23 protein-coding genes are annotated in these 26,839 nt (G+C 43.1%); 12 read left to right on the top strand and 11 right to left on the bottom strand.

All coding sequences use genetic code 11. From position 1 onward, the window contains the following. Both B4Q04_RS01630 and B4Q04_RS01625 read right to left on the bottom strand, forming a co-directional pair. Positions 1 to 1,347, bottom strand: coding sequence for a sensor histidine kinase (locus tag B4Q04_RS01630; RefSeq protein ID WP_088695816.1), 1,347 nt, complete (start codon positions 1,345 to 1,347; stop codon positions 1 to 3). A 12-nt stretch (positions 1,348 to 1,359) separates the two neighbouring features. Continuing rightward, positions 1,360 to 2,727 (bottom strand): sigma-54-dependent transcriptional regulator, encoded by a 1,368-nt coding sequence (locus tag B4Q04_RS01625; protein ID WP_088695815.1) that lies wholly within the window; start codon positions 2,725 to 2,727, stop codon positions 1,360 to 1,362. A gap of 293 nt (positions 2,728 to 3,020) precedes the next feature. On the opposite strand from B4Q04_RS01625, the gene B4Q04_RS01620 reads away from it, so the two are divergent. The 10 genes from B4Q04_RS01620 (at position 3,021) to B4Q04_RS01575 (ending at position 14,867) form a co-directional block, all read left to right on the top strand. Next, a complete protein-coding gene (locus tag B4Q04_RS01620; protein WP_236630955.1) occupies positions 3,021 to 4,331 on the top strand; it encodes a TolC family protein in 1,311 nt (436 codons plus the stop codon). A gap of 37 nt (positions 4,332 to 4,368) precedes the next feature. Beyond that, entirely contained in the window at positions 4,369 to 5,619 is a 1,251-nt protein-coding gene (locus B4Q04_RS01615; protein ID WP_088695813.1) for an efflux RND transporter periplasmic adaptor subunit, read from the top strand. Between the two features lie 66 nt (positions 5,620 to 5,685). Continuing rightward, positions 5,686 to 6,381, top strand: coding sequence for an ABC transporter ATP-binding protein (locus B4Q04_RS01610; RefSeq protein ID WP_088695812.1), 696 nt, complete (start codon positions 5,686 to 5,688; stop codon positions 6,379 to 6,381). A gap of 74 nt (positions 6,382 to 6,455) precedes the next feature. Continuing rightward, complete coding sequence (locus B4Q04_RS01605) at positions 6,456 to 8,891, top strand: ABC transporter permease (RefSeq protein WP_088695811.1); 2,436 nt, start codon at positions 6,456 to 6,458, stop codon at positions 8,889 to 8,891. Positions 8,892 to 8,924: 33 nt separating this feature from the next. Further along, complete coding sequence (locus B4Q04_RS01600) at positions 8,925 to 11,324, top strand: ABC transporter permease (protein ID WP_088695810.1); 2,400 nt, start codon at positions 8,925 to 8,927, stop codon at positions 11,322 to 11,324. A gap of 259 nt (positions 11,325 to 11,583) precedes the next feature. Beyond that, entirely contained in the window at positions 11,584 to 12,723 is a 1,140-nt protein-coding gene (locus B4Q04_RS01595) for an Mrp/NBP35 family ATP-binding protein (RefSeq protein WP_013992655.1), read from the top strand. A 1-nt stretch (position 12,724) separates the two neighbouring features. Continuing rightward, positions 12,725 to 12,964, top strand: coding sequence for a NifU family protein (locus B4Q04_RS01590; RefSeq protein WP_013992654.1), 240 nt, complete (start codon positions 12,725 to 12,727; stop codon positions 12,962 to 12,964). Between the two features lie 71 nt (positions 12,965 to 13,035). Next, on the top strand, positions 13,036 to 14,094 hold the full coding sequence (locus B4Q04_RS01585; protein WP_013992653.1) for an NAD(P)/FAD-dependent oxidoreductase: 1,059 nt from the start codon (positions 13,036 to 13,038) through the stop codon (positions 14,092 to 14,094). A 49-nt stretch (positions 14,095 to 14,143) separates the two neighbouring features. Beyond that, a complete protein-coding gene (locus B4Q04_RS01580; protein ID WP_088695809.1) occupies positions 14,144 to 14,512 on the top strand; it encodes a four helix bundle protein in 369 nt (122 codons plus the stop codon). Positions 14,513 to 14,537: 25 nt separating this feature from the next. Further along, positions 14,538 to 14,867, top strand: coding sequence for a 2Fe-2S iron-sulfur cluster-binding protein (locus B4Q04_RS01575; RefSeq protein ID WP_013992651.1), 330 nt, complete (start codon positions 14,538 to 14,540; stop codon positions 14,865 to 14,867). On the opposite strand, the gene B4Q04_RS01570 is transcribed toward B4Q04_RS01575, so the two are convergent. Beyond that, on the bottom strand, positions 14,864 to 16,600 hold the full coding sequence (locus tag B4Q04_RS01570) for an ABC transporter ATP-binding protein (protein WP_013992650.1): 1,737 nt from the start codon (positions 16,598 to 16,600) through the stop codon (positions 14,864 to 14,866). The genes B4Q04_RS01575 and B4Q04_RS01570 overlap by 4 nt on opposite strands. A gap of 127 nt (positions 16,601 to 16,727) precedes the next feature. Between B4Q04_RS01570 and B4Q04_RS01565 the strand changes: the two genes are divergently transcribed. Both B4Q04_RS01565 and B4Q04_RS01560 read left to right on the top strand, forming a co-directional pair. After that, a complete protein-coding gene (locus tag B4Q04_RS01565; protein ID WP_088695808.1) occupies positions 16,728 to 17,771 on the top strand; it encodes a TPM domain-containing protein in 1,044 nt (347 codons plus the stop codon). A 45-nt stretch (positions 17,772 to 17,816) separates the two neighbouring features. Then, positions 17,817 to 19,997, top strand: coding sequence for an acylase (locus tag B4Q04_RS01560; protein ID WP_088695807.1), 2,181 nt, complete (start codon positions 17,817 to 17,819; stop codon positions 19,995 to 19,997). 2 nt (positions 19,998 to 19,999) lie between these two features. Here B4Q04_RS01560 and B4Q04_RS01555 read toward each other — a convergent pair whose 3' ends face one another. The 8 genes from B4Q04_RS01555 to B4Q04_RS01520 form a co-directional block, all read right to left on the bottom strand. Then, positions 20,000 to 20,653 carry a hypothetical protein gene (locus B4Q04_RS01555; RefSeq protein ID WP_088695806.1) on the bottom strand — a complete coding sequence of 218 codons (654 nt, stop codon included), beginning with the start codon at positions 20,651 to 20,653 and terminating at the stop codon, positions 20,000 to 20,002. A 61-nt stretch (positions 20,654 to 20,714) separates the two neighbouring features. Further along, the gene (locus tag B4Q04_RS01550; RefSeq protein ID WP_088695805.1) at positions 20,715 to 21,470 is read right to left on the bottom strand and encodes an SGNH/GDSL hydrolase family protein; all 756 of its coding nucleotides are present in this window, start codon (positions 21,468 to 21,470) and stop codon (positions 20,715 to 20,717) included. Positions 21,471 to 21,485: 15 nt separating this feature from the next. Then, positions 21,486 to 22,802, bottom strand: a complete 1,317-nt coding sequence (locus tag B4Q04_RS01545) for a gluconate:H+ symporter (RefSeq protein WP_088695804.1) — start codon at positions 22,800 to 22,802, stop codon at positions 21,486 to 21,488. 106 nt (positions 22,803 to 22,908) lie between these two features. Next, positions 22,909 to 23,310, bottom strand: coding sequence for an ACT domain-containing protein (locus tag B4Q04_RS01540; protein WP_013992644.1), 402 nt, complete (start codon positions 23,308 to 23,310; stop codon positions 22,909 to 22,911). Positions 23,311 to 23,534: 224 nt separating this feature from the next. Continuing rightward, the gene (locus B4Q04_RS01535) at positions 23,535 to 23,738 is read right to left on the bottom strand and encodes a (4Fe-4S)-binding protein (RefSeq protein WP_088695803.1); all 204 of its coding nucleotides are present in this window, start codon (positions 23,736 to 23,738) and stop codon (positions 23,535 to 23,537) included. 5 nt (positions 23,739 to 23,743) lie between these two features. Beyond that, complete coding sequence (locus B4Q04_RS01530; protein WP_088696365.1) at positions 23,744 to 24,622, bottom strand: pirin family protein; 879 nt, start codon at positions 24,620 to 24,622, stop codon at positions 23,744 to 23,746. Positions 24,623 to 24,739: 117 nt separating this feature from the next. Next, positions 24,740 to 25,375: a Crp/Fnr family transcriptional regulator gene (locus B4Q04_RS01525; RefSeq protein WP_088695802.1), complete on the bottom strand. Its 636-nt coding sequence runs from the start codon at positions 25,373 to 25,375 to the stop codon at positions 24,740 to 24,742. Positions 25,376 to 25,454: 79 nt separating this feature from the next. Then, the gene (locus tag B4Q04_RS01520) at positions 25,455 to 26,588 is read right to left on the bottom strand and encodes a PAS domain-containing sensor histidine kinase (protein ID WP_088695801.1); all 1,134 of its coding nucleotides are present in this window, start codon (positions 26,586 to 26,588) and stop codon (positions 25,455 to 25,457) included. Between the last annotated feature and the right edge of the window lie 251 nt (positions 26,589 to 26,839).

Here is a 26,839-nt window from a genome sequence, read left to right as displayed (position 1 = left end):
CTAGTTGAAGGTGAGCGTGAAAACCGTGTTCTCTTTTGAATTAACTTGAATGGTACCTCGATGTAGGCGCATGATCTGTTTTGATAGACTAAGGCCTATTCCCGTACCTGTATTTTTGGTGGTAAAGAAGGGCACGAAAACTTCATTGATCAGCGCTTCAGGTATTCCTGCGCCATTGTCAATAACCTGAACGAATTTCTTATCTTTTGAATTAAGGCCAGCTTTGAATATGATTTTGCCATTGGGGTTGTCGGCAATGGATTGTTGGGCGTTTTTACCTAGGTTTAATAATACCTGAACCATCTGTTTTACATCTACGTAAAGTTCTAGATCGTCGGGGAGTACGTTGGTTTCTATGGTGATATTTTCGTGTTCCGATTTATTTTCCAATAGAAGGCTTACTTTATCGAGTAGGGTCTCGGCGGGTATAAGTTCTCTTTCCGGTTCCGGTACGCTTAAGAACTTGCGGTACGACTGTACAAATGTCATAAGGTCGCTACCTTGGTCTTTAATGACTTCCAGTCCTTTTACCGTACTGCGTAAATGTTCTTCCGACAATTCCCCAATATCCAATAAGGTTCCCTCTTTTTTATAGTACTTGAGAATCGATTCGGAAATTGAGGTAATCGGGGTTATGGCATTCATGATTTCATGGGTGAGTACCCGAATCAATTTTACCCAAGAGTCCGTCTCTTTTTCTTCCAGCTCTTTTTGTATATCTTGTACTATGACCAGCAGCAGCGCTTGGCCGTCTACACTTATGGAGCTTGCTTTTAGCGCCAGTTCCCTTTTTTCCCTTTCATTGACAAGTTGGTATACATTGCTTTCAAAGGGCTTCAATCTTGAGAACAGCTCATATAGTTTTTCGTCTATTTGGTTCAACTGCTTCACGTGGTTCAAGGGGTGATAGTTGAACAGCGTTTCTATAGTAGGGTTGGCGAAGAGAATATGGCCTTGGGGGTTAACGGTCATAATGCCTATGTCGGCCTGTTTTAATATTTCTTGATAGAACTGTTCTTGGGCCTGTTTTTTTATATGGATATTTTGAATGGCAGAATTGAGTGTATTTAAGCTTTGGTTCAGTTCTTTTAATGATTTAACACTGAGTTTTTCGGGGAAACGAAGCGTAAAGTCTTCATTTTTGATAGCATCGAAGAAATAAGCGATTTTACGATTGGTCTGGTTGACAAAATGGATTAAGGAAAAGGTTTGTAAAATGAGTAGGAGGAAGAAGAGACCTGAAAAAATATATCGTTCCGAAAAAAATAAAAATCCTAGGCCAAGGGCAGTGACTGTAAGTAGTACAATGCGCAAGACCAATTGAATATAAATGTGTTTGCTTACCATTTTAAATACTGCTTACTTTCCTATTTTCTTTAGTTTGTTGTAGAGTGTTTGTCTAGATATGCCTAACTGTTCCGCTGCGGCACTATAATTGCCTTCGTTTTGTTCTAGGGCTTTATTGATCATCAAAATTTCCATTTGCTCCAGTGTGGCAGGAACATTGGTGTCGACCATTGGGCTTGGTTTATTGCTTAGTAAAAAATCTTCGGGCTTGAGTACGTTTGCTTCCGATAAGATTACGGCACGCTCTATGGTGTGTAGCAACTCCCGTATGTTGCCCGGCCAGCGGTATGCCATTAGTTTTTCCTGTGCCGCTTGATTGATTCGTAGGCGGGGCTTTCCGTATTTTGCGGCAAACTTGTTTAAATAAAAATCGGCCAAGACTAGAATATCGGTATCTCTGTCTCGGAGCGAGGGTACTTCAATTCGAATGGTATTGATGCGGTAGAGTAGGTCTTCCCTAAAAAGTCCATCGGCAACCATTCTGTCCAAATCTTCGTTAGTGGCACAGATAAGCCGTATATCTACGGGGATGGGTTTATTGGAGCCGACCCTGATTATAGTCCGATTCTGAATGGCTGACAGTAGTTTGGCCTGTGCTTGTAAAGATAGGTTCCCTATTTCATCTAAAAATAGGGTGCCACCATGAGCCGCTTCAAATTTACCCACCCTATCTTCTTTGGCATCGGTAAACGAGCCTTTGGTATGGCCAAAAAGCTCACTTTCGAACAAATTTTCGGATATAGAACCCATGTCCACCGAGATAAAGACCTCGTTACTGCGATTTGAAAGCTTATGTAGCTCACGCGCAATTAATTCTTTCCCTGTGCCGTTTTCACCGGTTACCAATACGTTTGCATCGGTTTTGGCAACTTTTGAAGCCAACTTGAGTACGGTGTTTAATGCTTTTGAATTACCGATAATATAGTTCTTGTTCTGGTTGATGACCTGTTTTAACTGACTTTCTTTCTTTTTGAGTTGGGTAACTTCTTTTTTTGATTTTCTGAGTTCATAGGCGGCCTTGACCGTAGCCAATAGTTTATCGTTGTTCCAAGGTTTAAGGATGAAATCGGAGGCCCCTTCCTTTAGGGCCTTAACGGCAAGATCTACAGCTCCATAGGCGGTCATCATAACCACAGAGGTTTGCGGTGCTCGTTTTTGTAGCTCTCTCAGCCAATACAGGCCTTCGTTTCCGGTATTGACGCCGGCAGAAAAATTCATATCCAATAATACGATATCTATCCCCGATAGGTTGGGGAAAGACGGGATTTGATTTGGGTTTGAAATGGCTTCTATATGTTTGTATTCAAACTGCAATAGAATTTCCAGAGCACTTAACAAGCTCTTGTTGTCATCAACAATTAAAATTCTTGCGTCTACCATAAATAGGTGTTTTTGTCCGGTCCGTTCCGGAAATATTCAAAAATTATTGGAACAACGGTCCCGTTGGGTATAGTTAAAACTACAATTAGAATTTTAAAAACTATATGCACTGTCAAAATTTTAGACAATAGTTGTACAAATATTTTACAATACAATTCGAGTTACATGAAAAAAATAAAATGTAATTTGCTGATAATGAGTTATTTGTTATTTCGGCATGAGGATCGCTTTAAGTTTGGCACACTTAAAAAATTATGATTCACATATTTAGATTTTTAGTTATAATTATTCTTATGATTACCGCAAAGATGGCGGGCCAAGAAGTATATACGTTGGATGAGTGCGTCACCTATGCCTTAAAGCATAATTTACAAATGAGGGATTATGACCTTAATGCATTATCTGGCCGTGAATCTTATCGGCAATCTATTCGCGACCTTTTGCCTTCGCTCATTGGGTCTTCCAACTATGTAATCAATTTTGGCCGTAGTACCGATCCCTTTACAAATGATGTGGTTACCACTGATTTTTTTTCCAATAGGTATACCCTAGAGACTTCGGTAGATCTTTATAGGGGGTTTCAAAAGCAGAACACTATCAGGGCCACCAAATTATTGTATAAGGCGACACAAGAAGAAGCTTTGCAGCAACGTTACTTGTTGGCATTTAGGGTTATGCAAGCCTTTTATGATATTAAGTTCTTTAAGGGCTTGGTGGCAATCTCAAAGGAACAGGTGGCGGTATCGCAGGCCAATTACGATCTGGTAGTAAAACAGATTGAATTGGGGATGAAGGCGGGTGCTGACCTTTACGAAGCCGAGTCGTTGTTACTATCCGATAAGTTGAACCTTACACAAAGCGAAAATCGGTTGGTCTCGGCCAAACTTCAATTGATACAAGAAATGAATCTAGAGGGTGCAAACGATATTGAGATTCGTCCAAATCTAGAATTTGAAAGTGCATTGTACGATGAATCCCTTGTACAATCCGATAGTATTTATGGTAGGGCCAAAGAGTTTTTGCCCTTACTAAAGGCACAGGAATTGAGGGTGAAGGCGGCAAAAAAACAATTGGCGGCCGAAAGGGGCGCTTTGTTTCCTTCTTTGTCTTTGTTTGCGGGTACGGCTACTGGTTATTTTGAGACTACCCGTGATAGCTTGGCAAATACGATACCTTTTCGTGATCAGTTTCGCGACAATACTTCACAATTTGTTGGATTTAGTCTTAATGTGCCTATTAGTAATATTTGGGCTGCCCGTGGGCGTATTAAGCAACAAAAAATTGAACGATTAAGAGCGGAAAACAATATGGAAATCCAACATCAGGTCGTGTTTGAGACCATTCGGCAATTGGTTCAGGAATACCGATCGCTTGAGATTCAACGAGAGCAGAGTTCCCAAAAGGTCAAGGCCCAAGAATTGGCGTTCACCATCGCTCAAAAACGGTATGAAAAAGGGTTGATCAATGCCCTTGAGCTATTTACGGCAAAGAATCTTTTTGCCAGTGCCCAAAACGAGAACCTTCAAGTAAGCCTTCGTTCCGAAATAAATAGAAGCACCTTAAATTTTTACAAAGGCCTGCCCGTGTTCAATATTTGTCAATGAAGCATAAAACAAATTAACAAGTATAATTTAGAGTAGGATGGATATACAATTGGAAAAGAAAAATGGATTACGCCCTAAACATTTCGGTTACATAGCCTTAGGGGTGTTGTTGCTTTTTGTAGGCTACCAAATAATATTTGCGAGTTCGGTATCTACCTTTCGTGTAGATAAGGAAAAACTTTCCTTGGCAACCGTTTCCCAAGGGAAGTTTGACGATTATATCACCATAAGTGGTAATGTGGCCCCTATAGCGACTATCTATATGGATGCCTATGAAGGGGGAAGGGTTGAGGAAAAACTAATAGAGGAGGGTTCTATGGTCAAAAAGGGGGATATCATTCTAAGGCTTGATAATATTAATTTATACGAGCAAATACTGCAAAGCGAGAGTGGATTGGCCCTTAAGCAAAACGATTTACGGTCTACTAAGCTAACCTTTGACTCTAGGCAAGTTGAAGGAAGAAGGTCCTTAGCTACTGCTGCGACTGAACTACAACGGTTAAAGCGCAATTTTGAACAAAACCGTGCCCTGTATGAAGAGGAGTTGATCTCTAAGGAAGAATACTTGACTTCAAAAGAGAACTTTGAACTTTCGCAAAAGCAGTACGATATCATCAAAGTACAGACTGAAAACGATGATCAGGTTCGGAAAACTTCCTTGCCCGTCTTGGAGGCCGATTTAAACCGCATGCAAAAAACGTTGGGGATGGTCTATCAGCGATTGGATCACTTGAACGTACGTGCGCCCGCCGATGGTCAATTGGGCTTTCTTGATGCGGAAATAGGTCAGAATATTGCTCAAGGGCAGCGTATCGGCCAAATTAATGTGCTGACGGATTATAAAATCGAGGCTCATATTGATGAACATTATATCGACCGGGTAAAAAGAGATTTGGTGGCTGAATTGCAACGTAACGGAAAACATTTTCCGTTGAGGGTGAGAAAGGTATACCCCGAAGTACGCAATGGCAGGTTCAAGGTCGATTTGGTATTTATTGCCGAGAAACCGGAGACCATACGTACAGGCCAGAGTTACAATATACGGCTACAATTGGGTGAGTCTAACGATGCTTTGCTCTTGCCCAAAGGAAGCTTTTTTCAGAGTACGGGCGGTCAGTGGGCTTTCGTTGTAGCGGCCAATGGCGACGAAGCTAACAAGCGAAATATAAGGATCGGAAAACAAAATTCGCAGTATTATGAAGTTCTAGAAGGGCTTGAAGCCGGTGAGAAGGTAATCACGAGTAACTACGATGCTTTTGGTGAAGCGGAAAAAATAGTTTTGAAATAAGTATAAACTGTCACTTTTGACCGAATTGCTAGTCTTATAATATAAACATAGAAATCAATCAAAAACATGATACAAATACAGAAATTAAAAAAGAGCTTCAGAACGGAAGAAGTAGAGACCTTGGCGCTAAATAAGGTGAGCCTAAAAGTTGAGGATGGTGAGTTCGTGGCCATCATGGGCCCATCAGGCTGTGGTAAATCTACACTATTGAATATTATAGGAATGCTCGACAACCCGACGGAAGGCACCTATAACTTTGCAGGCCATGAAGTAAGCCGGCTTAAGGAACGCCAACGTACCGAGCTGAGAAAGGGTAATCTGGGCTTCGTGTTTCAGAGCTTTAACCTTATCGATGAGTTGACGGTCTATGAAAATGTAGAACTGCCCCTAATTTATTTAAAGATGGCAAAGGCGGAACGAAGGCAAAAGGTGCACGAAGTTTTGGAACGGATGAAAATTGCCCATAGGGAAAGACACTTTCCACAGCAATTATCGGGAGGCCAACAGCAACGTGTGGCTATTTCAAGGGCGGTGGTAACCAATCCAAAACTGATCCTAGCCGATGAACCTACAGGAAACTTAGATTCAAAAAACGGCATAGAGGTCATGAACCTATTGACCGAATTGAACCAGGAAGGTACGACCATAGTAATGGTGACACACTCTGACCGAGACTCACATTACGCCCATAGGGTTGTGAATCTATTTGACGGTCAAATTGTTACGGAAAGTCAAAATAGGGCCATAGGGGCCATGATGTAGCGGAGTTTATTCATCAATCAAAGTATATCAAAAGGTCCCCTAATCAAGGACAACCAATTATAAATACGAAAATCATGTTCAAAACATACCTTAAAATAGCATGGAGAAGCCTTAAGAAACAAGCATTTTTTACTTCGTTGAACATATTTGGTCTTGCCATCGGTATGGCCGGTGCATTGCTCATATCGTTGTACATATATGAGGAATTGAGCTATGATAAAATGTTTCCTGATGCTGAACGGATCTATCGTGTAAACAATGATATAAAATTTGGCGGAGACGAACGTCAATTCGCCGTTACCCCTGCCCCTATGGCTGAAGCCCTCAAATCCGACTTTTCCGAAATTGAGGTGGTAACGCGCTTTAGAACACGTGGTAGCGCCCTTGTGCGCAAGGCCAATGATCTGGCAAACGTAAAGGAAGAACATACCACCTATGTCGATCCCTCTTTTTTTGAAATGTTCGGTGTAACGCTGTTGGCGGGTGATGTAGGTGCTGCCTTGAAAGACCCGAATACCTTGGTCTTGACCAGAACGGCCGCCGAAAAGCATTTTCCCATTGACAATGCGGTGGGGCAAAATATGGTGCTTAACAATGAGGAAAACTATACCATTGTCGGGGTTATCGAAGATTTTCCACAAAATTCCTTTCTGAGAGGGTATACCGTTTTTGAGGCAATGGCCGGATACGAAGATGCCGTAGTGGGCAATTGGGGAAGCAATAATTACCAGACCTTCATCAAATTACTTCCTACGGTCAATGCAGACCAAATTCAAGAACAGTTGCGCGGCTTTTTGGGTAAATATGTTATTCCCGGTGTCCAACAATTTATGCCCGGGATTACCGAAGAGCAATTCAAGGCGGCGGGCAACCATTTGATATATAGTACTATTCCTTTGACCGATATTCATTTGAATTCGCATAGGGTGGCGGAAATGAGTGCGAACAACGACATACAGAGCATATATATCCTTTCTTTTATAGCTGTTTTTCTTTTGGTCTTGGCCAGTGTCAATTTTATGAACCTCTCTACCGCCCATTCACTGAAAAGGGCAAAGGAGGTTGGGGTTAGAAAGACTCTGGGATCCAATAAAAGGGACTTGGTACGTCAGTTTTTGGTGGAATCGGGGTTGGTGTCTTTTCTGGCCTTGGTTTTAGCCTTGGTTTTGGCTCGTGTAGCCTTGCCTTTTTTTAATACCCTTGCCGATAAAAATATTTCAATACCTTTTCAAAATCCCGTTTTTTGGTTGATTTTGTTGGCTTCCGGTATTGTCTTAGGATTGTTTTCAGGAAGTTACCCTGCTTTTTTTATGTCGCGATTTATGCCCGCAACGGTGCTGAAGGGAAGTGGCGAACGCAGTGTGAGGGGAGGTGAAATCAGAAACTCCCTTGTGGTATTCCAGTTTGCCATTTCGGTTTTTTTGATCGTTAGTACCTTGGTGGTATACCAACAGTTAAAGTATATACAAGGCAAAGATTTGGGCTTCTCAAAAGATCAGGTCTTGATCGTAAATGACGTGTATACGGCAGGAGACAAGGTATCGTCACTCAAAGAACAGGTGAAACAATTGAGTTTTGTCGAAAATGTGACGTTGAGCAGTTATTTTCCTACTCCCTCGTCCCGTAGTGATACCACTTTTCTTCCTGATTCGGGTGAAACCAGTGTAGAATCTTCCATTAATATGCAAACCTGGGACGTCGATTACGATTATGTTTCCACTATGGATTTTGAATTGGTGGCAGGCCGAGATTTTGATAGGTCCTATGGCAATGACTCTACGGCCATCATTTTAAACGAAACGGCTACAAGAATAATGAATTTGAGTCCGCAGGAGGCCCTAGGCAAGCGCTATACACCAGATTTTGATTCTGATACTCCAACGTATTATACCGTTGTTGGGGTATTAAAAGATTTCCATATAGCTTCACTAAAAGAAGATATCGATGCCGTAAGCTTGCACTTGGGAGGTGAGGCCTATGCCATGGCAGTAAAAATTAAGCCTGGCGATTTTACCAATGCAATTGCACAAATTGAAGGAATCTGGAATACTATCGTACCCGGTGAGCCATTTGATTATTACTTTATGGAAGACGCCTTTAACGACATCTACGCAAGCGAACAAAGGTTGGGCGATATCTTTATCATCTTTACGGTACTTTCCCTTTTGATTGCCTGCTTGGGACTCTTTGGCCTTGCGGCCTTCAATGCCCAAAAACGCACCAAGGAAATAGGGATTCGCAAGGTTTTGGGGGCTAGTGTGGGGCAGGTCGCCTATGGCTTGACCGTGGACTTTTTAAAATTGGTCGGACTAGCTATTCTAGTGGCCTTGCCTTTGGGCTGGTATGCCATGAACCGGTGGCTCGAAGATTTTTCATATCGCATAGACATTCCGTGGTGGGTCTTTGGGCTAGCAGCATTTCTGGCCGTTTTGATATCGGTGATAACCGTGAGCTATCAAAGTATAAGGGCGGCCGTAGCAAACCCTGTAACAAGTTTACGTACCGAGTGAAATAAGGCCGCTGAACATCAAAAAACGAAAACCATGTTTAAAAACTATCTGAAAATTGCTTGGCGTAACCTCTTGAAAAATAAGGGGTATTCCGTTATTAACATTGGAGGTCTGGCATTGGGTATGGCCGTAACGCTTATCATTGGGCTCTGGGTGTACGATGAGCTTTCGTACGACGATTATTTTAGCAAGAAAGACCGTATCGCTCAAGTGTTCCAATCGCAGACCTTCAACGGGGAGACCAGCACCGGCCCCGCTATACCACGGCCCCTGGAAATGGCACTTCGAGATGGGTACGCCGATAATTTCAAGCATTTGGTCATGTCGTCTTGGAGCAACCCCGTCTATCTTAATTACAAGGAAAAAAGCCTTTCTAAAATCGGAAACTTCATGCAGAAGGAAGCCCCTGAACTTTTGGGCCTTAAAATTCTGAAAGGAGAGAAAAACGGTTTGCGAAAGGTTAACTCGATTATGCTTTCGGAGTCTTTGGCCCATGCCCTTTTCGGGGATGAAGATCCCATAGGAAAGGTCATAAGGGCCAATAGCCAGTACGATATGGAAGTATCGGCCGTCTACGAAGATATACCTCAAAACAATTCGTTCAGTGAGATGGAATATATAATGCCATGGGAAAAATACCTTTCCCTGTTCGAGTGGATCAAGAATGCGGAAGACCAATGGGGTAACAATTCGTTTCAAATGTTCGTTCAGATTGCCGATAATACCAGTATGGCTCAGGTGACGTCGAAAATCAATGGCGTTAAAAAGAACGTTAGTAAAGCGGAGGCCGAATACAACCCCCAGTTGTTCTTGCTGCCGATGAAGGACTGGTACCTGAGTAGTAGCTTTGAGAACGGAAAACAGGTGGGCGGACGTATCAAGTACGTGTGGATGTTCAGTGTCATCGGAGCCTTTGTACTGCTTTTGGCCTGTATTAATTTTATGAACTTGAGCACCGCCCGCTCTGAAAAGCGTGCTAAGGAAGTGGGAATACGAAAGTCTATTGGATCGCAGCGCAGTCAGTTGGTATATCAATTTTTGAGCGAATCTTTTTTGGTGGTCTTGTTCGCTTTTGCCATTGCCGTACTTATTGTTTTGTTGTCCTTGGACGGGTTTAACGATTTATCGCGAAAAGAAGTCGTTTTTCCTTGGGGCAATCCGCTTTTCTGGTTGTTTTCCTTGTTCTTCGTACTGGTTACCTCGCTATTGGCGGGAAGCTATCCTGCTCTCTATCTGTCATCGTTCAAAGCTGTGGACGTGCTAAAGGGTACATTTATGGCGGGTCGGTATGCAGGGCTTCCCAGAAAGATTTTAGTAGTACTACAGTTTACGGTTTCGGTAGCCTTTATTATAGGAACGGTCATCGTTATGCAACAGATCAATCATGCCAAGAACCGTCCCGTAGGATATGATAAGGAGGGCTTGGTGCAGATACCGGTTATGAGCCAAGACTTTACGGGTAAGTACGATTTAATGCGAAACGAGTTTTTAGCTTCCGGTGCGGTGGTCGAAATGTCAGGGTCGAGCAGCCCAACGACCGAAGTATGGTCGAACAGGGCCGGTTTTAATTGGGAGGGCAAACCGGAAGGCTTTCAGGAAGATTTGGCCTGGACGCAAGTAACCCCCGAATACGCAAAGTCGTTGAACCTTGAAATTCTTAAGGGACGGGATTTTTCGAGGGAATTTGCTTCTGATTCCAATGCCGTTCTTATCAATGAAACGGCAATGAAATACATGGGGCTTACCGATCCAATAGGAAAGTTCATTACAGATGACGCTATTGAAGACCCCTTTCCTCCCCTAAAAATAATCGGTGTGGTACAGGACATGATTACACAATCGCCATACGAACCTGTAAAACAAGGTATTTATGCCTATGATAAACATGGCAACACCAGTTTTTACAATTTACGGCTCAATCCCGAAAAGAGTGCCGGCGAAAATATTTCGATTATAGAAAGCGTCTTTAAAACACATTTTCCGGCCATCCCTTTTCAGTACGATTTCGTCGATTCGGAATACGCGGAGAAATTTGCCGCCGAAGAACGCATCGGTGCGCTTTCGGCCATTTTTACGGCACTGGCCATATTGATCAGTTGTTTGGGACTGCTCGGGCTTACTTCTTTTGTGGCTGAGCAACGCCGAAAGGAAATAGGGGTTAGAAAGGTATTGGGTGCCTCGGTTTTTAATGTTTGGAACATGCTTTCAAAAGACTTTTTAAAGCTTGTGGCGATTTCTTGTTTTATAGCCGTTCCCATTTCTTACTATGTCATGAACGGTTGGTTGCAAGATTATCCGTATCGGGTGATTTTGGAATGGTGGATTTTCCTCTTGGCCGTAGTAGGGGCCCTCGCCATAACCATTCTTACCGTAAGTTTTCAGGCGATCAAGGCAGCAAATTCAAATCCAGTCAAAAGTTTAAGAATGGAATGAACAGTGGGTAATATGCAAAAAGAAAGTGTGACTTCCTTCAACCAATTTGTCCTAGTTTTTCAAAAATTAGGACAACTTGAAAAAAGCGGATTCTTTTCCATCCCAATCCTGCCAATACCCTAAGTTAAAAAATCGCCTCTCCCCCTAAATAAACAAACCTTAATCAGGAATACCTATCGGCCTATATTACATTTCAATACAAACACTTTAGTTTCTTGCCCTTATGACCTATCTTTGTTCTTTAGAATGAGTTTATATAATGAAGATTGATAAAAAGGAAGTTTTAAAGGCACTAGAGAACATTACCGTACCCGGTGAGGGGCAAAATATGGTAGAAAGCGGTGCGGTCAAGAATATTCAAATTTTTGGTGATGAGGTCGAGGTAGATATTACCATTGGTAATCCTAGCCTGCAGGCACGTAAAAAGACCGAAGTGGAAATCTTGAAGGTCATACACCAGAAGGTGTACGAAAAGGCCAAGATCAAGGTAAACATAAAGGTAGATGCCCCGGCAAAGCCAAAAACGAACGAAATAAAGGGGAAGCCCATACCCGGTATACAGAACATTATTGCAGTCGCCTCGGGTAAAGGAGGGGTAGGTAAATCTACCGTCACGGCCAATTTAGCGGTGACCTTGGCAAAAATGGGCTTTAAGGTAGGGGTTTTAGATGCCGATATTTATGGGCCTTCGATGCCTATTATGTTCGACGTGGCCCTTGAGAAACCCTTGGCGGTCAATGTTGATGGTAAATCAAAAATGAAGCCGGTAGAGAGCTACGGCGTAAAGCTGTTGTCTATTGGATTTTTTACCCAGCCCGACCAAGCGGTCATCTGGCGTGGTCCTATGGCGGCTAAAGCCTTGAATCAAATGATATTCGATGCACATTGGGGCGATCTTGACTTTATGCTGATCGACCTTCCGCCCGGAACCGGGGATATCCACTTGAGCATCATGCAGGCCATGCCCGTAACCGGTGCCGTAGTGGTGAGTACGCCGCAGAACGTGGCCCTGGCCGATGCCAGAAAAGGTGTGGCCATGTTTCAACAAGATTCTATAAACGTTCCCGTATTGGGAATTGTAGAGAATATGGCTTATTTTACACCTGAGGAGCTTCCCGATAATAAGTACTATATTTTTGGTAAGGAAGGGGCAAAAAATCTGTCTGAAGATTTAGGCGTGCCTTTCTTAGGGGAAATACCCTTGGTACAGAGTATACGCGAAGCAGGTGATATAGGAAGACCGGCGGCAATGCAAACGGCCACGGCCGTAGAGGAAGCCTTTGAAGAGTTGACCAAGAACGTGGTTCAAGAGGTTGTGGGCAGAAATAAGAGCCTGCCTCCAACGGAAGCAATTAAGATAACAACAATGGCGGGCTGTTCCGCTGTTAAGAAAAAGTAATATGACATCGGAAGAACTAAGGCAGAATGTAGAAAAAGCGCTTGAAGAAATTCGCCCTTTTTTACAAAGTGACGGCGGAGATATATCGTTAATCTCTATAGATAACGAAAATTCCGTAAAAGTAAAGCTCGAAGGGGCGTGTGTAGGGTGTAGTGTCAATCAAATGACTTTGAAGAGCGGTGTTGAAATGACCATTAAAAAATATGCCCCGCAAATCGAAGAGGTGATAAATGTCGCCTAAGAGGCTGATCTTTGTCATATTCTTACCCGTCTTTTAATCTTAATTTCGTCCGAACTTTAATGTAAAACTCAATGATCAAAACAGACATATTGATTATTGGAGCTGGCCCAACTGGGCTTTTTGCCGTTTTTGAGGCAGGCCTGTTACAGCTCAAATGTCATTTAATCGATGCGCTACCTCAAGCAGGTGGACAATGTTCCGAGATTTATCCAAAAAAACCGATTTACGATATACCTGGTTTTCCAGAAGTATTGGCTGGCGATCTGGTCAACAACCTAATGGAGCAGATCAAGCCCTTTGAGCCTGGTTTTACCTTGGGCGAAAGGGCACAGACCATCGAAAAATTGGAAGATGGTACCTTTATCGTAACAACGAACAAAGGAACTAAACACCATGCCCCCATTGTGGCTATTGCAGGTGGACTCGGTAGTTTTGAACCCCGAAAACCATTACTTGAAAACCTGAAAAAATACGAAGATAACGGTGTGGCCTATATCATAAAAGATCCCGAGGTATACCGCGATAAAAGAGTGGTTATTGCCGGAGGCGGCGATTCCGCACTTGACTGGAGTATCTTTTTGGCCGATGTGGCCTCGGAAGTTACGCTTGTACATCGTAGAAACGAGTTTAGGGGTGCACTTGATTCGGTGGAAAAAGTACAGCAGCTTAAGAATGAAGGTAAAGTCAACCTGATTACGCCCGCGGAGATAACGGGTCTTATAGGGGAAGATAAACTGGAAGCCGTTACTATTAGAAAAACAACAGATCCGAGTGAGGATGTTACCTTGGAAGTTGATAATTTTGTACCCTTGTTCGGACTTTCTCCCAAATTGGGGCCGATTGCCGATTGGGGTCTTGAAATCGAGCGGAATGCCATAAAGGTAGATACCTTCGATTATCAGACCAACGTACCGGGAATTTATGCCATTGGCGATGTAAACACGTACCCCGGGAAGTTGAAACTGATTCTTTGTGGCTTTCATGAAGCGACCCTCATGTGTCAAAGTGCTTATCAGCGTATTTATCCTGATAAGAAGTACGTAATGAAATATACGACCGTTGGCGGGGTAACCGGTTTTGACGGTAGTAAGAAGGAAGCGCCAAAGGCGGTTGTTAAAAGTATAAATTAAGGACTTAGGTGTTAGGTGTTAGGAAAATATAACTAGCGTAACTGAAATAATGGCTGTTAAAAAATTTGAGGATTTATGGTTGTGGCAAAAAGCACAAGATTTTGCTGTAGCGATTTATCAAAATTTTTCCGATTCTAGAGATTACTCCTTTAAAGACCAAATCCTAAGAGCTTCCATATCTATTTCCAATAATATAGCTGAAGGTTTTGACCGAAGTACGAACCCTGATTTCATTAGTTTTTTATATTTTGCAACAAGCTCAAATAGTGAGGTAAGGTCAATGCTATATTTATCAAAAAGACTGAATTTTTTGGACTCTGAAGAGACATCCAAATTTATTGAACAATCAAACGAAATTTCTAAAATGCTTTTCGGGCTCATACAATCAATGACCCGAAGCAAATCAACTAACTCCTAACTACTTACTACTAATTCCCTTATCAATGAGTGATATAAAAATAAAAATTACCGACCGAGATGGTGTTACCCATGAGGTCGACGCCCCAACCGATATGAATATGAACCTTATGGAGGTGGTTCGCTCGTACGAATTGGCCCCAGAGGGAACCATTGGTATCTGTGGCGGTATGGCCATGTGTGCTTCTTGTCAATGCTACGTGCAGTCTGACCATCAGCTTCCTGAGAAATCGGATGACGAAGATGCTATGTTGGCCGAAGCTTTCAATGTGGAAGACAACAGTCGTTTGGGCTGTCAGATCCATATGACTCCTGATCTGGATGGCTTGGTAGTGGAATTGGCTCCTGAGAGTTAAATCCTTGCCTGATACGTAAATAGGTTAAAGTACCTGCCTTCTTTGGCAATCAGCTCATCGTGGGTGCCTTCTTCGGCAATTCTACCGTTTTCTATAACCAAAATCTGATTGGCCTTGCGAATCGTGCTCAATCTGTGGGCGATTACAAAGGTGGTTCGGCCTTCGGTCAAGGTAGCCAAACTCTTTTGGATCAAGGCTTCACTTTCGGTGTCTAAATTAGAGGTAGCTTCATCTAGTATCAAGATTTTAGGGTCGGCCAAAACGGCTCGGGCAATGGCAATACGCTGGCGTTGCCCGCCCGAAAGTTTAACGCCCCGCTCCCCGATCAATGTGTCGAGTCCGTCTTCGAACCTATCGGTAAACTCGTTGACATAAGCAGCTTCCACCGCTTGTTGTAATTGCTCTTCCGTAGCATTGGGACGTGGGAAAAGAATATTCTCGCGTATGGTGCCCTCAAAAAGAAAATCGTCTTGTAAGACTACGCCGAGATGCTGTCTAAAACTGTTTAGGTTCACTTGCGCCAGGTCTTTTCCGTCAATGGTGATTTTACCCGATTGGGGATTAAGGAAAGTAGCGGCCAAGCCTGCTATGGTAGATTTTCCAGAGCCTGAGCTTCCTACCAAGGCGACCACGTTACCTGGTTTTACCTCAAAACTGATGTTGTGCAAGACTTCCTTGTCTTCTTCATAGGCAAAGGAAACATCATCGAAAACAATATTTCCCTGAATTTCATCGAGAACAATGGTGCGGTTTTCTTCATCGGATTCCGGTACCATGTTCATAAGCTCTTCGGTACGGTCTAAACCGGCCAAGGCCTCGGTAAGTTGGCTGCCGATGTTGCTCATTTGCACTATAGGGGCCACCATCAGACCCAATAAAAAGGTAAAGGTCAAGAATTCGCCTATGGTCAGCTCGTCCATCATGATCTTATAGCCGCCAATACCCATTATACCTGTTGTGGCAATACCTAAAAGAAAGGTGGAAGAACTGGTCATAAAGGCCGTGGCGGTCAAACTCTTTTTTACGTTCTGAAAAAGTCGGTCGACCCCCTTTTCGAAAATTTTGTTTTCTTGTTCTTCGGCGTTGAAACCTTTAATTACACGTACGCCGCCCAAAGTTTCGGTGAGTCTGCCTGTTACCTCGGCATTTATCTTTCCGCGATTTCTAAAAATAGGACGAATGATCTTAAAGGCCTTTAGGGCAATCAGGGCGAAAATGGCCAAGGGTACCAAGGTAAAGATGGTCATGGTCCAACTGATGCGTAAAAGCAATATAAGTGATACTACGGCCGTGATGCTACCCCCTACGAGTTGCACCAGACCTGTGCCGATCAAGTTTCGAACACCCTCGACATCGCTCATGATACGTGATACCAAGGCACCTGATTTGGCGTTGTCGAAAAAACTAATAGGAAGGGAGAGTACTTTTTTCTGCACCTGCGCCCTGAGTTCTGAAATCAAGAATTGGGCCTGTACACTTAATATCTTGGTCAATAAGAAAGAGGTGACCGCCTGCACCAGTATAGCCAATGCTACCGCCCCAACCAGTAATTTTAAGAAGTCAAGGTCTTTGTTGGGTATAATGTCGTCCATTAAATATTTTAAGGACATAGGGGCTACAAAACTTGCGGCCTTACTGATGACAATAAGCACCAGGCCAATAAATACGAGGTTTCGTCTTGGCCAGATTATGGTCTTGAACGCGGTAAGGATGCTAACTTTTTTTTCTGACATAAAGTGCTGGTTAATATAGGTGCAAGTTACTTTAAATCTAAAGAATCAAAGGCTTTCCCCTTGTCGTTTTAAAATTGATCCATATTCTGATAAAGGGTTTATATTTGAAGTAGGTATTATACAAAGCATGCGCAAAAAAGCCTTTACACTTGTTTTTTTACTGGGTTATCTATTTGCTGCCGCACAACAACAATATTACGAACTACGTGATTTTGTTACCGATAGCGCACAAATATTTACCGCTGCCCAAGTTTTCGACCTGAACCAAAAGCTTGTTGATTTTGAAAGGGAAACTACCAATCAATTGGTGGTCGTTACCATCGATAAACTCGATTTTGAAACGATAGAAACCTATGCGAATGGCCTTTTTAACCAAAATGGCATAGGCCAAAGCGGGAAGGATAACGGACTTCTGGTTTTGTTCTCAAAATTTGATAGGGAAGTGCGTATAGAGGTGGGCTATGGTTTGGAGCCCTATATAACCGATGCCGTGGCTTCGCGAATAATACGGAATACAATGATTCCCAATTTTAAAGACGAACGTTACTACGAGGGAATCGATGCTGCGGTAAATCAAATGATCAACTTTTTGAACGATCCCGAGGCCTTGGCCGAATTTAAAAGCGATATTGCGGCAAGTGAACGTAAGGCCAAAACCTTCGAAAACATCTTTTTGGGGGTATTCGCGCTCCTTTTTGTAGGGGTCGGGGGCTTTTCCTTCTTTAGGGGATATCGGACGTTAATTGAGGTGTTTAGAGGTGTTTTTACGGGAAAATTGGGGGTTTTGCCTGGTTTCGTTATGCTGATTTCGGCTTCGTTCTTTTCGTTGTTGGGACTGGTATTTATTCTTGCCCTGCTCGGAGTAGTCTATAATATCTATACCTCCGAGAGCTACATAGGGTACAACATAGCGAGGCTTATAGACGACCCGTACCTAGGGTTATGGGGATTGCTGCCTTTTTGGGGTATAGCCATATGCATTGCCTTAATCAAACTAAAATTGGGAGGTAAGGAAGATCTAAAACTATCATGGATAAAAAGTGACAAAGCCTATGTGGGAAGAACATTTTCTTCCTCGGGTACACATTCGTTTAGTTCGGGCGGAAGTTCCGGTTCGTTCTCGGGCGGGGGCGGAGGCTCCGGAGGCGGCGGGGCTAGTGGAAGCTGGTAAAATTAATTGAAAAAGGTTAACTTCAGACTTCATAAAACCATTTCAATGAACCGCATTCCGTTTTTTTTTGCTTTTTTACTGATTCTTGCCTGTAAGCCCGAAACCACTGGTACTTCGGAAGAGGAACAATGGAAGGCCAGGGCCGAAAATGTCGAAATTATCAGGGACGACTTTGGGGTGCCCCATATTTACGGCAAAACGGATGCCGACGCCGTTTTTGGATTATTGTATGCCCAATGCGAAGACGATTTTAACCGGGTGGAACAAAATTATATATGGGCCACGGGTAGATTGGCCGAGGTAGAAGGGGAGGAAGCCATTTATAGTGATCTAAGGGCCAAATTGTTTATGACGGAGGAAGAGGCGAAGGCGAATTATAAAAAAAGTCCCAAATGGTTACAAGAGCTTTGTGATGCCTTTGCGGATGGCATAAATTATTATTTGTACACCCATCCAGAGGTAAAACCCAAATTACTGGATCGCTTTGAGCCTTGGATGCCCATGTACTTTAGCGAAGGAAGTATTGGTGGGGACATTGAAAGAATAGCTACCAAAAAAATAAAGGCTTTTTACGACAGTGGGATGGAGCTGCCGGAAATGGAGCTTTTGGAAATGAAGAAAAAAAAGGAAATGGAAGAACCCCAAGGTTCTAATGGTATTGCCCTTTCCGGAAAATTAACGCAATCGGGCAATACCATGTTGCTGATCAACCCACATACTTCCTTCTATTTCAGGGGCGAGGTGCATGTGGTAAGCGAAGAGGGATTAAATGCCTATGGTGCGGTTACCTGGGGGCAGTTTTTTGTGTATCAAGGATTCAATGAAAAGACCGGCTGGATGCATACTTCTACCTATACCGATGTGATGGACGAGTTTAAGGAAACCATTGTAAAAAAAGAGGATAAGCTGTTATATCAATACGGGGAAGAACTGCGCGAAGTAGAATCATATCAAATTGTTTTAAAGTATAAGGATGGTGATTCGTTAAAGGAAAAAACCTTCCCGGCTTACCGTACCCACCACGGCCCCATCACCCATTTGGTAGATGGTCAATGGACGGCCTCGGCCATGATGTGGGAACCGGTCAAGGCCTTGGAGCAATCCTATATCAGGACCAAGCAAGAGGGGTATAAAGGCTTTAGGGATATGATGGATATCCGAACCAACTCCTCCAACAATACGGTTTATGCCGATGCAGAGGGCAATATTGCTTACTTCCATGGTAATTTTGTTCCTAAACGTGATGTGCAGTTTAACTATTCTGAGCCCGTAGATGGCAGCGACCCTAGAACCGATTGGCAAGGGTTGCACACGGTAGACGAGAATATTTCGGTGTTAAATCCGGTAAACGGTTGGATCCAAAACTGTAATTCCACCCCGTTTACCTCGGCAGCGGAGTTTAGCCCTAAAAAAGAGGACTACCCATATTACATGTCCCGTGATCAAGAGAATTTTAGGGGGGTGCATGCCATAGCATTATTGACCGATAGAAAAGGCTACACTTTGGATAGTTTGATCCAATTGGCACACGACCCCTATTTGCCCGCTTTTAAAGCCTTGATTCCCGGGCTGGTAAAAGCATACGACGCCCATCCAAAACCAAATTTGAAAGAAGCCATTGAAGTGTTACGGGGATGGGATTATAGAACATCGAAAACCTCCGAAGCTATGACCTTGGCCCATTTTTATGGCACTATTAGTTACCAAAAGGCAAAGAGGCCGAAAGGACTTAATAGTATGGAGTTGATAGAGTTTTGGGGAAGCGATTCGCCCGATACCGAAAAGCTGGGTTTGTTCGAAGAAGTAGTGGGCAATTTAGAAACCGATTTCGGTTCATGGAAAATTCCATGGGGGGAAATCAATAGGTATCAAAGATTGAACGGCGATATAAAACAAGCCTTCAACGATAGTTTGCCCAGTGTGGGAGTTGGCTTTGCTTCCGGTACTTGGGGGGCTTTGGCGGCCTTTGGTGCTAGATATACGGCGCCGGGCGCCAAAAAGATATACGGCACAAGGGGCAATAGCTTTGTGGCGGCCGTTGAGTTTGGCGATAAGGTAAAGGCAAAAACTATTTTGGCAGGTGGACAAAGTGGAAATCCAAAATCGCCCCATTTTGACGACCAGACCGAAAAATACATCAATATCGATTGGAAGGATGCGGCCTATTATCGCGAAGATGTATTAAAACACTCGGTAAAAATCTATACCCCGGGTGCCGGCGAATAGCGTTACTCCTTGGTAATGATCAAGGTAGCCTTTGATCCCTCCGATAGCAACCATTTATTGGCATAGATAAGTTCGCCCTTGTCATCATAGACATTGATCTGAGCGGTGTTCGGGGGAGATGAGCCAACGTTAAGGGCTTCAAAATCGATACGATTGAATCCTTTTTTTAAATCGACGTTTACGCCCTTAAAAGAGCTGGTTAAAAGAATATTGGGGTCGACGACATCGCCGTTGACATATATCTTTACACGGTCGCCGTCTACAAATTCATGGTCGCGGCAGACGATACCGACAAACTTTCCATTGTTCTTGACGTCGCCCAAATACATATCGGCAAAGTGTTGTTTAGAACCTTCCTTGGGTTGTCTTGGTCCTACTTTTGGGTCGATTTTCATACCGGCGCCGGCCTGTACCAGTTCGCGGTCATCGATCATTCTGACGGGATTGCGCTTCGCAAAATCAAAATCCACTTGGGGTTGGTCGTCTACAACGGATGGAATTTTTAAGGAAGTACCTTGATTGGGTTTTGCGTTATCATCGATTTTATTGGCCGTATCGATTTTTAAATCTTTCTTTTGGGGAATATCGGTCTGGGCCATTCCCGAAACGGAAAACAGCATTACAGTGAATAACAGTGCCGAATAGTTTTTGATCATCGAATAAAAAAAATCCAAGATAAAGATAACAAATACCTTGCCATGGGGGCTTAAGGCAATGTTAAAACGCTAGTTTCGAGAAAATCGTATCGGCAATCAGGCGTTGTCCGGCTTTATTCGGGTGAATAGGGTCTTTGTCGTAACATGGGTCTTGGCCGTAAAGTACATCGCGGATGTTTATGCGTGCATTGGCATAGGGGTGTTGCATTTCGAGTATGATACGGGTAAACTCTTTTAAGACTTCTTCGTCATATTTTGGATAGGGATTCTTGTAACCGAAGGATGTGGCTTCAGGGTCTTTTCTAGGGGCTATGGCGAGGGCCAAGGGAGGAGGGGTGATCAATATGGTCTTGATATCTCGTTGCCGCATCTTTTCAAGAAAGGAATATACCCCTATTTTAAAGCTGTTGAAGAGGGTTTTCGAAGGTTTGCCGTATATACCGTCGTTCATGCCGTAACAGAAGAGGGCAACGTCTATGTCGTTATTGTCAAGGGCTTGGTCGAGCCGTTCAAAAAGATAAGGTCTTGGGCCGGGATGGTCTTTTTCCGTAAGGCCGGTTACGGTTTCACTGTTTTTTCCGAGGTTTATAAATTTCAGGTTTAGTTCGGGCCTTTCCTCATTGAATTTTCCCTGAAGCATTTCTACATACCCGTTACCTTGGGCAAAGGTAATGCTATCGCCGAAGCAGCCTACGACCTGGTTTTTTTCGAATTTGAACCGATTGCGGTCGAAACAGCCAAAAAGCGTGGTTCCGGCCAGGGCCAATACCGATCTATTAATGAATTTTCTTCTGTTCATGTTACTGAAATCTGCCATTGAGGTCTGATCGTTTTAAATAAAAATGTCCAATACAAGCACTCCTATTAGTCCCATTACACCTACCGTTGTTTCCATAACGGTCCATGTTTTTAAAGTATCTTTCACCGATAGGTTGAAATATTCCTTGTAAAGCCAAAAACCGCTATCGTTCACATGCGAGAGCATTAGACTGCCCGATCCGATAGCGAGTACCATCAACTCCGGACTCACGTTTGTATTGGCGATCAATGGTAAAACAATGCCGGCGGCAGTTAAGCCCGCTACGGTTGCCGAGCCTACACAGACCCTAATAACGGTAGTGATCAACCATGCCAAGACCAGTGGTGAAATAGTGGAGCCCTTGAGCATTTCGCCAATATACTCACTAACGCCACTGTCTATGAGTACTTGCTTTAGGGCACCGGCACCTGCTATGATCAAAAGTACGATGGTTATGCCAGAAACGGCACTTGACACCGAATCCATCACATCTTTCATTTTTTTACCACGAGCCAGTCCTAATGTATATATGGCCACCAAGACCGAAATGAGCATGGCGATTACGGGATTCCCCAAAACATCGGTCGCTTTTCTAAATATATTTTCCTCAGGAAGTAATAGGGCTATTACCGAAGCAAATCCAATAAGGATAACGGGAAGCAATGCCGTCAACATACTGGTTGAAGTACTGGGCATTTCCTCATCGGTCAAAATTCTCGGGTTTAAGAACTCCTTTAGCGGGGTGGCCTCCACATTTTTGATAAAGCGCGATAAAATAGGGCCTGCAACAACAATGGCGGGTATGGCCACAAGAATACCGTAGAGTAGTGTTTTGCCTATATCGGCTTTAAAAATGACTGCAATGCCCGTAGGGGCGGGATGGGGAGGAAGGTAGCCGTGGGTAACCGAAAGTGAGGCCAACATGGGAAGACCTACATATATCAAGGGTAAGCCTGTGGCCGCGGCAACCGTAAAAACCAATGGGATCAATATAACAAAACCCACCGTATAGAACATGGGGATGCCCACGATAAAACCAGTGAGCACTACGGCCCATTGAATGTGTTTTTTTCCGAATTTCTCTACTAATTGGGTGGTTATACGCTGTGCGGCACCGCTATCGGCCACTAATTTTCCCAACATGGCGCCAAGGCCCAAGATGAGGATAAGGTAGCCTAAGGTATTGCCTATGCCCGTTTGTATAGATTGGCTTACCGTTTCAAAATCTAAGCCCTGGGCGACCCCGACCAAAAGGGATACGATGATAAAGGAAATAAAGGCGTTGAGTTTGAAATGGGCGATAAGGATAAACAGAATAAGAATTCCGGCGGAAACAATAACAATTGGCATGGGTTAGATAGGTATTAAGGCTTCTAAGATACTAAAATAGATGATGACAAGTAAAGATGGTGGGCATTACCCCAAAAGGCGATACTAAACTTTATTGGTGTCAATTTTACGAATAGCTCTTAGACAGGCGTTCTAACACCTCAATAGCATTTGCGCCATCCTTAATATCTACAAAAATATGGTCATGGTAATAGGCGGCTATGACGTTACAGCTAATATTGTGTTTGGCCAGTTCCGAAGAAAATAGGGCGGTAAGTCCGACCCCTTCTAGCGATGAATGTATCGATAGGGTAATCCAAGATGCAATATAATCATAGGTGAGTCCTAGTTCGTCGGCTTTTGGTTTTGTAATTACTAGGGTAGTACCTTCGTGTTCCTTGAATTCGCAGAGGATATCTTTACGGGCGATATGGTCGGCGTTTTTGAGGGTTACAAATACAAATTCCCCAGGGTTCAACTTGGGGGTCATTCCCTTTACCATTTCCGCAAGGTTTTTTTCTCCAGCCATAGTGTTCTGTTTTTATTTGGATATAAGGTTTTTCAAGATATGGCCTTCTTTGTGAAGTACTGCTGTTCTATGGGATTTTTTTCGCTCATATCTCTATTTTTGAAAAGAGGTTTTGCTTTACTTTTTTTGATCCTTTTAAAAGGCATTGTCTGTCAAACGTATAAAATTAGTATTTCCGGGGCACAAAAAAACGGCAACTATTTAGGGATGCCGTTTTATAGGGTTTATTTTATGCTTAAAGCGCCCGAAGGGCATTGGGCCACTTGGTCGCGCAGTGCTGCGGTGCTGGCGTTAGCTATATTGACCCAGGGTTTCCTTTTTGGGTCGTACACTTGTGGTAGCATTTTTACGCAGATGCCCGCATGTATGCATTTTTCCGGTTTCCAGAGAATGGTAATCTCATTATTGCCGTATTCTTTTGTTTTCATGTTTTTTAGTTTTCCAGATATCCGAATTTTCCATTGTTAAAATCGTGAAAGGCTTGCATAAGCTCTTCCTTGGTATTCATTACAAAAGGGCCATGGGCCGCTATAGGCTCGTTCATAGGTTCTCCGCTCAATACCAATACCACGGCGTTTTCTGTAGCTTCGATAGTGAAGTTTTCACCCTTGTTTTCCATTAACACCAAGTGGTCGGTAGGGGCTTCTTCTTTCCCGTTTACCACAATGCTGCCTTCAATAACCAGTAGTACGGTGTTGTAATTTTCCGGGAAGGAAAAATCGGCCTTGCCCCCTTTTTTCAACCTAGCGTTGAGCATGTTGATCGGTGTAAAGGTAGAGGCCGTGCCTACGGTATCCTTGTATTTTCCGGCAATTACCTCAATTTCCCCTGTTTGATCGGGTAAAGGGTAGCGGTTGATATCTTCCTTTTTAATGGCTTGATATTTTGGCGCGCTCATTTTGTCTTTTTTGGGCAGGTTTACCCAAAGTTGTACCATTTGGAATTCGCCTCCTTTTTTGGCCCATTCTTCTTCGTGGTACTCTTTGTGGAGTACGCCGCTTGCCGCGGTCATCCATTGTACATCACCTTCGCCTATGACACCTCCACCACCACTACTGTCATGGTGGGCTACTTTGCCCTTGTAAGCTATGGTTACGGTTTCAAATCCTCTGTGTGGGTGTACATCTACCCCTCGAGGCGAGTCGGTAGGCGAAAAATAAAACTTAGAGTTGTAATCCATCATAATAAACGGATTCATGCGCTCCATATCTAACCGAAAGCCGCTCGGAATGAAATTATGTACCCTAAATCCGTCACCTACAAAATGTGGGGCTTTTGGGCTGGCCACTAATTCTACTGCTCTTGTTTTCATATCTTTTAGATTTAATACCACAAATTTATCATCAGTGACCAAGCTGTGCATTGATGTATGGTAAGAACCTATTTTACTCGATAATCGAGATTAAATGCTCTGAGGCTTGCCTCGAAATCAAGGTGTATTTTTTTTAATGCCTCGCGAGCTTGCCCCGAGGTAGTTTACTTGGTTTTTGCGGGCCAGTTCTCGGCGTACCCTGCTCAGGCTTTCAGGCGTGATACCCAAATACGAGGCAACCATCGTTTGGGGCACGCGCAGGAGAATGTCGGGATATGTCTTTATAAATTGGAGGTAACGTTCTTTGGCAGAATCGCTCAATAGGGTGTTTACCCTTCTCTGCAAATGTCGAATATGATTGTGTAGCAGCCTATTGTTGAAATTGGTAAAAGAGGGCACTTTTTCAGAGAGACCTTGAATGAAATTTTCATCGATCAGAACGATTTGACTGTCTTCCAAGGCCTGGATGTAATAGGCGGAAGGAGCATTGAAATAACTGCTTTCACGATCGGTAACGAACCAACTTTCGGGCGCAAAGGCCAATATATGTTCTTTGCCTTTTTCGTCTATGGAATATTGTCTTAGTAATCCTTTTTCAACGAAGAAGGTATGGCTGCAACGTTCGTTTTTCCGCAATAGGAAGGTGTCTTTTTTGACTTTTTTGGTCGTACAATGGGATAGTAGGGTCAGAATATCTTGTTCATCAACATTCAGATGGCTCGTTAAAAACGATTTCAGGCTCGTGCTGTTCATACGCTTCTTTAGTTCTAATACTAAATTAAGCTAAATATGAACCGATAGGAAGCTCGAAGGCCTCTTAATCTCCATCCGTTCAACTTAGGGCTTCTTCCGGCTCGGTTCGGAGCGGAATAGTAAATTTAAATTGGCTTCCCTTTCCTTGGATGCTGTTGGCCCATATTTTACCCCCTATCTTTTCCGCCAAGTCTTTACTGAGAATAAGACCGAATCCGGAGCCTTTTTCTTTGGCCGTACCTATGCGTCCATGGTCTGAATTTATATTGAACAATTTTTGACACTCCTCTTGACTCATTCCTATGCCATTATCGGCAACGGTTACTTCAACCTGTTCTTTGTTAGATACCGTTGATATGTTGATATGGCCCCCAGAAGGGGTGAATTTGATGGCGTTGGAGACCAAGTTGCGTATGATGGTCTTTATAACCTTTGGGTCGGAAACGACTTCAATATTTTTATTTTCAATATAGTTCAGACTGATGTTTTTGGTCTTTGCAATGGCCTTAGATAGTTCTAAGGTTTCATTGACGATTTGGCCGAGGTTTATTTGGTCGGATATAATATAGATTTGTCCCGATTGCGATTTGGCCCAACTCAAAAGGTTATCGAGCAGGCAGATAGCATTTTGGGTAGTGGTGTCGATCAGTTCCAAACATTCTTTACTCTGAGACAGATTATTACTTGCTATGGCATTCGAAGCCATGTCGGAAAGCATGGTAATATTGTTGAAAGGACTTCTGAGGTCATGGGCGATTATGGAAAGCAATTTGTCTTTGGTCTCCCCTATTTTTTTTAATTCTGCCTCGTTTTGGTGGAGGGTTTCCTCGGCCTTTTTACTTTCTGTAATGTCGCGTACCACACAAAGGAGGAACTTTTCTCCATTTTCATCTATAAATCGTGATTTTCGAGTGGATAGAATTCGTTTTTCACCACCTTGAAGTGTCATCGTTTCCTCTCTGATACATTCAATGCCATCGGATAGAACTTGTTGGTCGATTTTTAGGAAGCCTTCGCGTTCTGTCGGGCTTACTATTTCGGCGAGGGTCTTTCCGATGATATTTTCACGGGAAAGGTCGACCAACTTGCAAAAAGCATCATTGACCATTACAATTTTGCTATGTATGTCTTTTACAAATACAGAATCACCCATATTGTTAAGTATGGTCTGGGTATATTTTCCGTCGTGATAAATGCCGTAATCTAATTCCATTTTTTTTCGCAAAGTCAGGGTTTGTGATTGTAGGTTTCGGGGTCTACATAAGAGGCGGATGTCTGTTTTTTATTGGTTCTATGCCGTATTCAGTGTTTCTGTCCAAATGTTAATTTATTGTTCTAAAATTCTGTAAACCAGCTTGTAGTGATGGCTACAATTTAATGTTAAAAACAATAAATTGAAAATTTATGGTGAAATTAATTTGGGTTTGGAAGGTTTTTTTTGAAAAGTATATGAATTCTGCCTGG

It is taken from the genome of Zobellia sp. OII3 (genome assembly GCF_002211465.1).
GTDB classification, from domain to species: Bacteria; Bacteroidota; Bacteroidia; order Flavobacteriales; family Flavobacteriaceae; genus Zobellia; species Zobellia galactanivorans.
The sequence above is the reverse complement of the archived record's forward strand: the minus strand, read 5'-3'. Positions and strand labels throughout refer to the sequence as shown.